We start from the raw sequence: 12,160 nt of genomic DNA, 5'->3' as shown, positions 1-12,160 counted from the left end.
GAAGTTATTTTGGCATAGGTGAAGAATACAGACAAAAAAACCGGAAAACTAGTAGGGAGATGCTCGAAAATATAGGTATTACAATCAAGGATAAAAACAAATCGGCAATATTGCTGTTGTTGGCTTGTTTTATATTTGTTTTTATTATGCCTGTTATTGAGTTTTCCTCCAACGCACTTTCCATAATCCTTTTTTTATTAATCATTTTTTTAGCATCATACCCGATCTCCAGGAAAGTAATGTTTATGGCATTTGTTGCCATCCTGATTGAACTGGCAACACGGGCAATTGATTTAATATATGTACATTATTTAGCGGAATTAACCACGAATCTTTTTATAATATTTCTTGTAGGTTATGTTATCAGACATATGATGCATCAAAAGAATGTCACAATTTATACGCTGGTAAATGCCTTAAACGGATATTTATTATTGGGAATTATGTTTATGAGCCTGGTGGCTTTTTGTGATCTGTACATTCCCGGCTCATTCAACTCAAGTGGTAATTCTGATATGGAATTGGTTTATTACACGCTCATAACCTTAACTACAGCCGGCTACGGAGATATTACACCTCAACTCCCTTTGGCTCAGTCTTTGGCTATGCTTATTGCAGTTACGGGTCAATTCTATGTGGCGGTTGTTGTAGCCATATTGGTCGGGAAATATGCCAGCAAGAATTAGGATAATATAATTATATTTAGGTCTCCCATATATATTCTTCTAATAATAAAAAAACCATGAATCTTAAAGACAAAACAACAATAAAGTTCCCTTTTATTATAAGCCTTGCCGCCTTTATAATTGCTATTGCAGGTTTTATTTACGGAGCTTCGCTAATCACTCCAATGTTAATGGCATTGTTTATTTCTATTATTTGTACACAACCCATTACGTATCTTATGAAAAAGAAGGTACCACAAGGTTTGGCTGTTTTAATTGTGTTTACCCTGCTTATAGCCATCTTTTTTGGATTTGGAGAACTAATAGGGAGTTCTCTGTCTTCTTTTTCCAAAAATGCCGGGATATATGAAGAAAACTTGAATAAAATAGGTACTTCTTTTATAAGTTTTTTTAATGATCTTGGGTTTGATATTTCCTTTGATAAAATGAAAGGATTGATGGAACCAGCTAAGATAATGGGTGTTACGGCCGGAGCCCTTGGTGAATTGGGGGGATTTATGGGCAATTTATTAACGATTCTTTTTTTGGTTCTATTTCTTTTATTGGAATTGGATGATATTGCTATAAAGGTAAAGGCGATCTTAAAAGACTATTCAGCCAATTATTCCTTTTTTGATACCATTGCCAGGAACATTCGTCATTATCTTTCAATTAAGACGCTTACAAGCCTTTTAACCGGAATAGTACTTTGGATTATTTTGGCAATAATTGGTGTTGACTATGCTATCTTATGGGGTTTAATAGCCTTTTTATTAAATTATATTCCAACTATTGGTTCTTTTATTGCAGCTTTTCCTGCCGTTTTATTTGCGCTGGTCCAATTGGGATTCGGGGGCGCTTTGGCTACTCTTATTGCGTTTGTTGTGGTGAATATGATCATAGGAAGTATTGTTGAACCAAAATTGATGGGCCAGGGCCTGGGATTATCTACGGCGATTGTATTCATATCCCTTATTTTTTGGGGATTTGTTTTTGGTACCGTAGGTATGTTTTTATCTGTTCCCCTAACTATGACCATGAAAATCATTCTGGAACAAAATCCAAAGACAAAATGGATAGCCATTGTCCTGGGAACAAAAAAAGATGCACAAGCTATGATTAATGAAAATGAATCCAATTAACCGGCAGAAGGTAAAAGTACCTTACAATATAATTTGTCAAATATGGTCATTTGTTTATCAAATGACCATTCTTTTATAACCTTCGCAGCCATGGTAGGCCAACACCAATCTTACCACATCTTTAATTCTCCATTTCTTGTAGTTTGCTAAGCGCCTCCGATTTGGAATTCACATCGAGTTTTAAATAGATATTCTGAATATGAAAATTTACCGTGCTCGTTGTAACAAACAGCTTGTCGGCTATTAGCTTGTATGTCGCACCCTGACACAGATAATCAATTATTTGATTTTCTCTTTCTGAAAAATTATTGTATGATTTTCTGTGAAACATGGAGATCACTGCTTTAACAATGTCATTACTCATGGTGGCACCTTCAAATTTGATAGAATTTAAGGCATTGTACAACCTTTTCCTGGTCACGGGTTTGGTCAGGTAACCATTTGCCCGGTTTTTGAAAGCCCTTTTTATAATCTCAAAGCCGTTTTGGGCACTTATCATAATAATTTTTACATCAGGATCCTTTTTTCTGAACATGCCAATTCCTTGAATGCCGCATACGTTGGGCATAGATACTTCAGAAACAATTATATCGGGTAATAGATCATCATAATCTTTTAAGGCTTCCTCTACCGAAACATAAATTCCTTGAAGGGAATAATCCTGGTAGGTTTCAAAATAGTACCTGTATGCCGCATGAAATAAACGGTCATTATCTATAACAATTATTTTAAGGATATTTGATTTCATATCTATTAGTATTTTGGGGTTGAAAAATATTAAGAAAATAAGAAATTAAAAGTTTGAAAATGAGCAAGTTAATACGGATAAATCATTGCTCGGTCAGCAATTTTTAAACCATAGTAAATAGGGATGTATACTAGCAAAGATACTAGCCATCAATCTCATAAAATGAAATCAAATTTGATGTTAATGCCTTAAAACAAGAATTATCTGTTTTAAGAATTAGGAGCACCATTGTATAGAAATACATCCAATCTTGTTAATCTTATTAGGAACTGAATAATTCCAGAAGCTGATAAGATAAACAAGAATAAAAACTGTATTTACTAAACTTTAAATGGGAGCCTCTTTTAAGAAGATTACGGGGTGAGCTCTTGTTTTTGGCCTGCTTTGCGGGCTGATTTTGGGGTAATTTTGAGTCTGCATATTATGGGGTTTTGGGGGTTGAGCGATCGTTATTCTGTTACTTTTATATTTTAAATATATATAAAAAACACAAAAGCACTGAGATAACGTAGGTATTTTCGTTCAAATACAGACCAACTGGTCGGTAATATTGTCCATTTACTCCATTATTTATACCTCAAAAAACTATGGGAAGTGTAATGTTTATCGCTAAACCATCTTTAGAAGCACAAAACTAAACCCATATATTGCAATTATAATTGAAAAACTTCGAAATTAACTCGTTCATATAGAAAGTAAGCCTAATCGCAAATGACTCCTGATTAATTACACTTGTCAGAATTCCATAAGTAGGACACACAGTTATTTATGGATAAATAGTTTCAAGTATAACAGACAACTTCATTTATTGTTCCTATTGTCCTTGGAAAATCATTAATCTTCATACATAAGATCCGCAGTTGCCGGGGGATTGTCAACCTGCATGATCCACTTCTCATCATTATATCTTCCATTTAAATCAGAAACATAAGCGATCTCGGCTTCTTCCTTAACTTTAAAATCAGCCAAATAAACATAATACAAACCATTTTTCTTATTGTAAAATTGTTTCGCATTCAACCCCTGTTCATTCAGCTGATTCATAAAAGCATTTAAATATTTCTTGTTTTTGTATACGTTGGCGATCACATAATAACCAGATTTTACGCCAACATCTGTTAGATTACTAATTTTTATGGGAAGCTTAATATATTCTTTACGCTCCGCCTCAGATAAACTATTATTAGATGTTTTTAGTTCCAGGTTATTAGTTGTTTTAAACTCCCTGTCGTTTGAAACCATTACTGTATTCTCAGGATTATTGAAATCCTGTAAGTTAGATTTAATGCTGTTTTCAACATCACTTCTTAAAATTCTTACGATCATTTCAAACTTTTTCTCGAATTGGGAGTTACGCGCATTCTCTATAGAGTCTTGTCTTAATATTAGCTCGTCCAAAATTAAGCGGTTTTGGTAAGCCAGTGTATTGGGATCTTCCTCTTTTTCAATTGTATATGCCACAAGTGTAGTTTGAGGTGTATTTTTTAAATCTTTATTTTTGCCGGCAGATGATTTCTTCTTATCTCCGTTTGCTTCAGTTTGGGCACTGGTCAATTTGGCTATTTGTGCTTCATACTTTCTGGTAAGTTCATCAATCTGATTCTTCTTGTCTTTAGTTTGATTCTCCTTTAATTGCGCCAGTTGTTCTTCATAATTTTGAACAATTTCATCAATTCTGTTTTCTTCTGATTTTACTACATATCCACCCAGGGCAGAAGGTTGATTTTTAAAAGTATATGCCAGGGACAATTCATGGTTCCAGCCAAATGCGGCATCTTGATCCAGGACATTTTTTTCTACCAAATACCCGAGAGATAACTTTTTGCTAAGATTAAAACCTAAACCTATCGACATTCCATAGGTATCATCCAGTGTGCTTTGAAACCAGCCATATTTAGGTAATTCAAGGATAACAGATCCTACATAAGAAAGACTCCCATCTATATTTTGGCCTAATTGAACAAGCGGCATTAACCTGGCGTTTGCGAATAAACCATATTTAGTCATAAATGCGTGCGTATATTGTAGCGATGTTTTTACAGTTTTGGTATTAAAACTAGTTAAAAACTCATTAGTGGTCTGGCTGTATCTGATAAGATCCTCCGCGTAGATTCCGACATCAAAATTGCCATAGGAGAATGTAATTCCCGGTTGTATGGCGATCTTATTTTCTAACTTTGCTTCCAGTATTTGGGGGTCATTTTCTGTGGCAACCACACGATTTTTATCCAGTCCTAAGCTGTAATAAGTAACGTTGGTTCCAAATGTTAATTTACTTTTCGAACCCAATTGCACAGAAGTAGCATAATTTGCATTAAAGCCAAACTCCTGGATAACTCCTATTCGTTGACTGTAAACACCTATACCCAATGCAGTATGTTCATTAAATTTATTGCTAAATCCCAGATAATAGTTTTGATTATTGTCTTCAAAAGCAGCATACTGATTTCGGTGCAGAATATTCAGATATGATTTATTTTCCCTAACCAATGAAAATGTAGGATTTATTAAGAACCTGTTAAAAAACAACTGATTGTGATAGGCAGTGTTTGTACTTAGATCAGAAATTGCTTCCTGACCGTAAGAAGCTTGAATACATAGAATCAGGCAAAACACTTTAAGTACGAATACTTTCTTAATATTAGTGGTGTTACAGTTCATCTGATTGAAATTTAAATTTTATTCTGAATACTTATAATCCGATTTGTACTTTTTAAACTAGTGTTGATCGGGTTGGATAATTCGAAAAATTTCTTTTAAACTAAGCACATTCTTATCTGAATAGTTGTTTTGAAATCATCGATCCTGGTGCTGCCAAATAGATCATTGATGAGTACCTGTTTGGTTGAAGTTATAGCCTTGCTATTACTTTAATCATCTTCATAAACAGAGCTCGCGAAATTTACTTTTACATCATTGCTGAAAACTTCTGCAAAGTTATATCCGCCATTTTCCTCTTGTTTGTCTTTTTTAGGATTCGAAAAAGAGAATGCCACTTGTTGAGCAGTATCTGTAGCATTCCCGCGATTAGACATCACATAGCCCATTCCATTTCCGGTAAGGGAAATTGCAAAATCATCTTTGTCACTGTTAATAGGACTCCCTAGGTTCACAGACCACCCCACTTTTTTGTTAAATACCTGCACCATAAATACATCCAGTCCGCCATGGCCTTTATGGCCATCTGATGCAAAAAACAGGGTAGTGCCTCCCGCAAGATTGGGATATAGGTCGTTCTTTTTGGTATTTACTTTTTCACCTAAATTCTTTGCAACACCCATGCTTCCATCCTTATTTATTTCAGACACATAGATATCGTATTTTCCAAAAGTACCTGGCATGTCTGAGGTGAAAAATAATCGCTTCCCGTCTTGAGTAACTGTAGGGTGCATGCTGGAGTAATATTTGGGAGATAATGCTACTTCTTTAATATTTTTCCATTGTCCATTTATCTTTTCCGCCCTATAGATTTTATGAACTAATTGTTTTTTAGAAAAAACACCATACTTGGGTTGTATGTAACTGGCTTTACTAAAATAAGCGGTTTTCCCATCTGCCGTAACTGTAATTGGAGTTTTATAGGCGTTTTTGTAGTTAAATGTTTTATCGTTTAAAACCACTAAATCATTTTCACCTTCCAATACCTGTTGTGCCAGGTCGGCTAGTGATTCATTGATATTGTTTGATAAATCCTTTGCTGAATTGCCTTGATCGGCTAATGGGGTATTAACGTGGTATTCGGCCCTGATTTGTGCCAACCAATCTTTGTTATCATTAGTACCGGCTATCTCTGAGTCAGACGTCTTTTGCAGTGCATAGTGATAACGCTCAGAATAACCGGAACTTAGGATGCCATCTTCACTGATCGCTATCAGTTTTTTATACCAAAATACGGCTGTCTCGTAATTTTGACTTAAAAAATTGGCATTGCCTAAATCTTCATAAATTTCTTTTTCGGCATATCCTAAGTTTAATAACTCCTGATAATTACTCGCTCGTTTATTGGCTTCATAAATTTCCGGATTAGCAGATTTAGTAAACTTAGGATTCTGCGAATACGATGAATAGCAAAAAAACGTTATGATACATCCTAAAGCTACTTTGTAGGTTAAAGCATTCTTCATAGGTCAAGATATTGGGTTAATAACATTCCAAAGATCACAAAATGTTTGGAGCTATGACCTAGCAAAAATTCATAGTTTTTCGATAAATAGAGTCATTTATCGGATGAATGGAAGAATAACAGGGGTTGTTTTTCTACTTTAAAAAGTTTCTTAAGCGCTTCTGGGATTGGGTTTAAGGGCTATTTTGGTTTGAAAAAAAGTTATTGTTCATTTTTTGGAAAGAAACTTCCTGAAATCTGTAATTTTTTGAAGAATTGAGAGAAAAATCATTTTTTTTAACATAAAGTGCAGCTCTTTTTTAGTGGTAACCTATAAGAGATATTTAAATTGGAGCAGGCTATTTTACGGCTTGATAAAGGTCAGCTTGTTTTTTACTATTGCTGCTAACAAAAAAGACAGTACATAAACAAATTTGTCTATCGCTATATAAAAACATCTCTGGAGAATAACTTCATTTATAAGATATTATTGTCAAGGTGTATTCAATTAACAGCTCTATTAGTTTTTCTTATGTGTTTCCAGGTGATGCCGCAGTAATCCTTTCAAACTCTCTAAATATTCCCTTAATACTACAATGTCAATATGAGGATGATTGGTAGCGGGAATGGTCATTGGGTTTTCATCTAAAAACTGATAAAGTTCCGGGTATTCGGTCTCCATCATTGTGGTAAGCTCGGTAATTTCCTTCATCATAATTTGTAATGAATTCATGGCCCGGAGTTTAGGTAATTTTCTTTTTCTTCAATAAATCTAGCCAGTTCCTAAAATAAAGGGAATGATTTAAATCAGTTTAATAATTGCATATGGGAATGACCGTAATCATTGTCTGACTTGTTTGTTATCAATTACTTTGAAAAATAGAATAATCTACATAATAAGCAAGAACCTATTAAAAATAGCTGAAGTATGTTGTTAGAGGAGAAGCATAAGACGATTGAGATCCCTTTAAACCAGGTGGTTTTAAAAGGAAACCTCTTTATACCTGAAAATGCGAGGGCTTTGGTACTTTTCTCGCACGGAAGCGGTAGTAGCAGGTTGAGTCCCAGAAATAACTATGTGGCAGGTGTATTGCAGCATGAGGGTCTGGCCACCTTATTGTTTGATCTTCTAACTGAAGAAGAAGATCGGCTCTACAAAACCCGCTTCAATATTGATCTGTTGACTCAAAGATTGATCGAAGTAACGGAATGGATAAAAACGCAAAAGGAAACCAAAGGATTACAATTGGCTTATTTTGGAGCCAGCACAGGCGCAGCCTCTGCATTAAGTGCTGCTGCATACTTTGGTGATGAAATTGCCGCTGTGGTCTCCAGGGGAGGAAGGCCCGATCTTGCCATGTCCGAGTTGTATAAGGTAACCGCACCCACACTCCTCATCGTTGGTGGCTGGGACAAAGTGGTCATAGTACTGAATCAAAAAGCCTATGGCAATTTGAGATGTGAAAAGAAACTGGAAATTATTCCCGGAGCCACACATCTTTTTGAAGAAAGCGGCAAATTAGAGGCTGTGGCGGCAGTATCGGCAAAATGGTTTACAAAACATCTACAACCAAAAAAAAGCTAGGAATGTTTAAGGATAGAATTGATGCGGGAATTCAGTTGGCAAACAAATTACTGCCGTTTAAAGATAAAGAAGTAGTAGTCCTGGCCATACCCAGAGGTGGATTACCCATAGGGGCCATTGTCGCAAAGGCCCTTCAAGCCCCTTTGGACGTTGCTCTTTCCAAAAAAATTGGACATCCATATAACAGAGAATATGCAATAGGTGCAGTAAGCCTGGAAAATATAATACTCAAAGATGTCTCAGGGATCCATAAAAACTATATTGCCGAAGAAACAGAGCGAATTAGGGAAAAATTAAAAAAACGACACCAGCAATACTATAAAAACAGACAGCCGGAAGATTTAAAGGATAAGATTGTTATTATTATAGATGATGGCATCGCCACAGGAAACACCATTCGGGTTACTGCAGAAATGGTTCGTGCCCAAAAACCAAAAAAAGTAATTGTGGCCATTCCAGTGGCACCTCCTTCGGCTGTTAAAAGCCTCGAAGACTCATCGTATATCGACCAGGTAATCTGTTTGCAGACTCCGTCTGATTTTATGGCCGTAGGGCAGTTCTATGAATTTTTTAACCAGGTATCCGATGAAGAAGCCATACAGTTATTGGAAGAATGTAATGTGGCTTAATTTAAATAAAACATCACCAAAATTAGCTTTGGTATTAGATAGATATTAGAATCATTCTGAGGCTTATTTCAATATAGATTAGCTCACTATAACCTTAGGATGCCCTTTTGGTTGTTTTGAGAATAATTTTTACATCCAACTGATTCACATCATTCCAAAAGTGTATTCTTAAGACTAAGTTTATACCTAAAAGGGGGAATTATTCTTAAGAAGAATTAGAAATTATGTTGTCATGATAAAAAAATTAGAAACCAGGGAATGCACAGAGCTGTTGAGCAATAATTATATTGGGCATTTGGCATTCATAGCACATAAAGAACCTTATGTAATACCGATTACTTATTATTATGATCAGTCAAATAATACAATTATTGGATATTCTGCTGAAGGCCATAAGATAGAGGCTATGCGGAAAAATGATATTGTTTCACTAGAGGTCGAAGAAATAAAGTCTGTAAACAACTGGCGATCTGTACAAGTACATGGCATGTTTGAAGAATTGGAAGGAATTGATGCCAAGTACCTGCTTCATGAGTTTGCCCAAAATGTAAAAAAGATCATTTCCAGAAAGGAGGGTTCACATCCCGAATTTATCAGTGAATTTTCCAGTAAATTATCTGAACAAGGTATCCCAATAGTATATCGGATCAATATAAATGAGATTACCGGTAAATTCAGGGAGGCCTCGTAATAGGGGAGAGGTTTTATTCCAGGAGAAAGGTCCTGTCTGTTTTAATTCTCCTAAACGGCTTATAACTCACTGATCTAAATCATAGTAGGGCTTGGGAAACTAAGGGAAATTTGTTGTAGGAGAAATGATTTCAGGTTTTAGCAATTACTGGTTTGTAAATAAAAAAGCAATGAAAAAATATATCAAATACTTTGATGAAATAGGGATACAAGATATTCCGCAGGTAGGTGGCAAAAATGCTTCTTTAGGTGAAATGTATAACAAACTTACCTCCAAGGGACTAAAAGTACCCAATGGTTTTGCGACTACTTCTAATGCTTTCTGGAATTTTCTGGATGAAAATTCCCTTCGAAAACCTTTGCAAATTACTTTAGCGCAATTAGATACTGAAAATTATTATAATCTGGACGAAATTGGGACAAAGGCCCGTAAGCTTATTTTGGGTGGAAAAATGTCGTCAGATCTTGCCCAAAAAATTATTGAAGCCTATCAAAATTTATATGAAAAGGAACCGTGTGCTGTCGCCGTACGTAGCAGTGCCACAGCCGAAGACCTGCCTGATGCAAGTTTTGCGGGCCAGCACGATACATTTTTGAATATAAAGGGCACAGTCGCATTGCTTGAAGCAGTCAAAAAGTGTTTTGCTTCTTTATATACAAATCGTGCAATTAAGTATCGCGAAGAAAAGGGTTTTAAACATGATGAGATAGCCCTCTCTGTAGGAGTACAAAATATGGTACGGGCAGATATGGGCTGTTCCGGTGTTGGTTTTACTATTGAACCTGAATCAGGCTTTGAGAATGTCATCTTGTTATCCGGGGTATGGGGATTAGGGGAGAATATTGTTCAGGGTACCGTTAACCCCGATGAGTACTACATATTCAAACCGGGACTGGAATTGGGAAAATATCCTATCATCCAGAAAAAAATGGGGGATAAAAAATTAACTATGATCTATGAGAAGTCCAAAAAAGGGATTCCAACAGTCAATATACATACACCGCTTCCCAGACAGCAACAATTTGTATTATCTGATGAAGAAATAATTACTTTGGCACAATGGGCTTTGGTAATTGAAAAGCACTACCAAAAACCTATGGACATCGAATGGGCAAAGGATGGACTTACCAATGAACTCTATATCATTCAGGCCCGTCCTGAAACGGTACACCAGAGTAAGAACAAAAAACTGTTCATACAATATAAACTACAGGAAAAAGGAAAGGTGCTGGCTAGTGGAAATGCAGTTGGCTCCAAAATAAAAGTTGGGATACCCCGTCTTTTGCAATCGCCCAAAGAGGGAAAAAATCTGACATCGGAACATATAATCGTTACGGATACCATTACTCCGGACTGGGATCCCTTATTGAAACAAGTGGGTGGTATTATAACCAATAAAGGCGGAAGGACCAGCCATGCTGCAATAGTGGCACGGGAGCTGGGCGTTCCCGCAATTGTGGGTTGCCATAATGCCACGGCTACTATTGAGGATGGGGAAAGGATAACTTTATGCTGTTCCCAAGGTAAAACGGGGTATGTCTATGAAGGTAAACTTCTTTATAAAGAGGAGGAAATCGACTTTTCAAACATACGAATGCCGCATACCGAGGTAAAAATGATATTGGCCGATCCGGAAAATGCTTTTCAATTATCGCTTTACCCTAATGATGGGGTAGGTTTATTACGAATGGAGTTTATCATAACCCACTCTGTAAAAGTGCATCCGATGGCCTTGGTCAAATTTAATAAGCTAAAAAATGCCACCGTAATACAGCAAATAAACAAACTTACGCAGGGTTATACCAACAAGCAGGATTATTTTATAGATCAACTCTCACAGGGTATTGCCACAATTGCAGCGGCATTTTATCCTAAAGAGGTCATAGTTAGGTTGAGTGATTTTAAAACCAATGAATATGCCAACCTGATTGGAGGCAAGGATTTTGAACCGAAAGAGGAAAACCCTATGTTGGGTTTCCGTGGGGCATCCAGATATTACAACGAACTCTATAAAGAAGGGTTTGCCCTGGAATGTGCTGCCCTTAAAAAAGTTCGAGATACCATGGGCCTTGATAACCTTAAAGTAATGGTTCCTTTTTGCAGAACGTTGGAGGAAGGTAAAAAAGTGGTGGCCATCATGGAAGAAAACGGATTGAAAAGAGGCGAGAATGGCCTTGAAATTTACACGATGGTAGAAATTCCAAGCAACGTAATTTTGGCAGAGGAATTTGCTGAAATATTTGATGGCTTTTCCATCGGTTCCAATGATTTGACCCAGCTGACTTTAGGAATCGATCGCGATTCCGAATTGATGGGCCAATTGTTCGATGAAAATGACCCCGCTGCCAAAAAGATGATCGCCATGGCTATAGCTTCTGCACGAAAGACCAATACAAAAATTGGACTGTGCGGACAAGCACCCAGCGACTTCCCGGAATTTGCCAGTTTCTTGGTAAAGGAAGGCATTAATAGTATATCCTTTAATCCGGATGCGCTATTACAGGGGATTGAGAATATAAACAGGGCTGAAAAAGGTTTTGTAACCTTTGGGCAGGCTGCCAGCAGTAATTGAAAGTATTCTCTTTTGGAACAATTCAA

General features: G+C 36.4%; 10 protein-coding genes. 6 read left to right on the top strand and 4 right to left on the bottom strand.

Annotation, left to right across the window (positions count from 1 at the left end; all coding sequences use genetic code 11):
- The first annotated feature begins 59 nt into the window (after positions 1-59).
- Entirely contained in the window at positions 60-686 is a 627-nt protein-coding gene (locus Q0874_RS11415; protein WP_299163310.1) for a potassium channel family protein, read from the top strand.
- 56 nt (positions 687-742) lie between these two features.
- Positions 743-1,807 carry an AI-2E family transporter gene (locus Q0874_RS11410; protein WP_299163307.1) on the top strand — a complete coding sequence of 355 codons (1,065 nt, stop codon included), beginning with the start codon at positions 743-745 and terminating at the stop codon, positions 1,805-1,807.
- A 121-nt stretch (positions 1,808-1,928) separates the two neighbouring features.
- Here the strand turns inward: Q0874_RS11410 and Q0874_RS11405 are convergent, their stop codons facing one another.
- The 4 genes from Q0874_RS11405 to Q0874_RS11390 form a co-directional block, all read right to left on the bottom strand.
- On the bottom strand, positions 1,929-2,555 hold the full coding sequence (locus Q0874_RS11405; RefSeq protein ID WP_299163304.1) for a response regulator transcription factor: 627 nt from the start codon (positions 2,553-2,555) through the stop codon (positions 1,929-1,931).
- A gap of 834 nt (positions 2,556-3,389) precedes the next feature.
- Positions 3,390-5,216, bottom strand: a complete 1,827-nt coding sequence (locus Q0874_RS11400; protein ID WP_299163301.1) for a PorP/SprF family type IX secretion system membrane protein — start codon at positions 5,214-5,216, stop codon at positions 3,390-3,392.
- A 209-nt stretch (positions 5,217-5,425) separates the two neighbouring features.
- The gene (locus tag Q0874_RS11395; protein WP_299163298.1) at positions 5,426-6,679 is read right to left on the bottom strand and encodes a cell envelope biogenesis protein OmpA; all 1,254 of its coding nucleotides are present in this window, start codon (positions 6,677-6,679) and stop codon (positions 5,426-5,428) included.
- A gap of 498 nt (positions 6,680-7,177) precedes the next feature.
- Complete coding sequence (locus tag Q0874_RS11390) at positions 7,178-7,390, bottom strand: hypothetical protein (RefSeq protein WP_299163295.1); 213 nt, start codon at positions 7,388-7,390, stop codon at positions 7,178-7,180.
- Between the two features lie 195 nt (positions 7,391-7,585).
- Here Q0874_RS11390 and Q0874_RS11385 point away from each other — a divergent pair, with 195 nt between their 5' ends.
- From Q0874_RS11385 to ppsA, 4 genes are all read left to right on the top strand, one after another.
- Positions 7,586-8,242, top strand: coding sequence for a dienelactone hydrolase family protein (locus tag Q0874_RS11385; protein ID WP_299163293.1), 657 nt, complete (start codon positions 7,586-7,588; stop codon positions 8,240-8,242).
- Between the two features lie 2 nt (positions 8,243-8,244).
- A complete protein-coding gene (locus Q0874_RS11380) occupies positions 8,245-8,871 on the top strand; it encodes a phosphoribosyltransferase (protein WP_299163291.1) in 627 nt (208 codons plus the stop codon).
- A gap of 232 nt (positions 8,872-9,103) precedes the next feature.
- Positions 9,104-9,562, top strand: a complete 459-nt coding sequence (locus Q0874_RS11375; protein WP_299163289.1) for a pyridoxamine 5'-phosphate oxidase family protein — start codon at positions 9,104-9,106, stop codon at positions 9,560-9,562.
- A 169-nt stretch (positions 9,563-9,731) separates the two neighbouring features.
- A complete protein-coding gene (gene ppsA, locus Q0874_RS11370) occupies positions 9,732-12,134 on the top strand; it encodes a phosphoenolpyruvate synthase (protein ID WP_299163287.1) in 2,403 nt (800 codons plus the stop codon).
- Positions 12,135-12,160 lie beyond the last annotated feature (26 nt).

Source organism: uncultured Eudoraea sp. (assembly GCF_947490415.1).
GTDB lineage: Bacteria > Bacteroidota > Bacteroidia > Flavobacteriales > Flavobacteriaceae > Eudoraea.
The sequence above is the reverse complement of the archived record's forward strand: the minus strand, read 5'-3'. Positions and strand labels throughout refer to the sequence as shown.

What these genes read in the sequence shown, in the direction of transcription:
- Q0874_RS11415 (WP_299163310.1), top strand. Translation starts at nt 60, where the DNA reads ATGCTCGAAAATATAGGTATTACAATCAAGGATAAAAACAAATCGGCA.
- Q0874_RS11410 (WP_299163307.1), top strand. Translation starts at nt 743, where the DNA reads ATGAATCTTAAAGACAAAACAACAATAAAGTTCCCTTTTATTATAAGC.
- Q0874_RS11405 (WP_299163304.1), bottom strand. Translation starts at nt 2,555, where the DNA reads ATGAAATCAAATATCCTTAAAATAATTGTTATAGATAATGACCGTTTA.
- Q0874_RS11400 (WP_299163301.1), bottom strand. Translation starts at nt 5,216, where the DNA reads ATGAACTGTAACACCACTAATATTAAGAAAGTATTCGTACTTAAAGTG.
- Q0874_RS11395 (WP_299163298.1), bottom strand. Translation starts at nt 6,679, where the DNA reads ATGAAGAATGCTTTAACCTACAAAGTAGCTTTAGGATGTATCATAACG.
- Q0874_RS11390 (WP_299163295.1), bottom strand. Translation starts at nt 7,390, where the DNA reads ATGAATTCATTACAAATTATGATGAAGGAAATTACCGAGCTTACCACA.
- Q0874_RS11385 (WP_299163293.1), top strand. Translation starts at nt 7,586, where the DNA reads ATGTTGTTAGAGGAGAAGCATAAGACGATTGAGATCCCTTTAAACCAG.
- Q0874_RS11380 (WP_299163291.1), top strand. Translation starts at nt 8,245, where the DNA reads ATGTTTAAGGATAGAATTGATGCGGGAATTCAGTTGGCAAACAAATTA.
- Q0874_RS11375 (WP_299163289.1), top strand. Translation starts at nt 9,104, where the DNA reads ATGATAAAAAAATTAGAAACCAGGGAATGCACAGAGCTGTTGAGCAAT.
- ppsA (WP_299163287.1), top strand. Translation starts at nt 9,732, where the DNA reads ATGAAAAAATATATCAAATACTTTGATGAAATAGGGATACAAGATATT.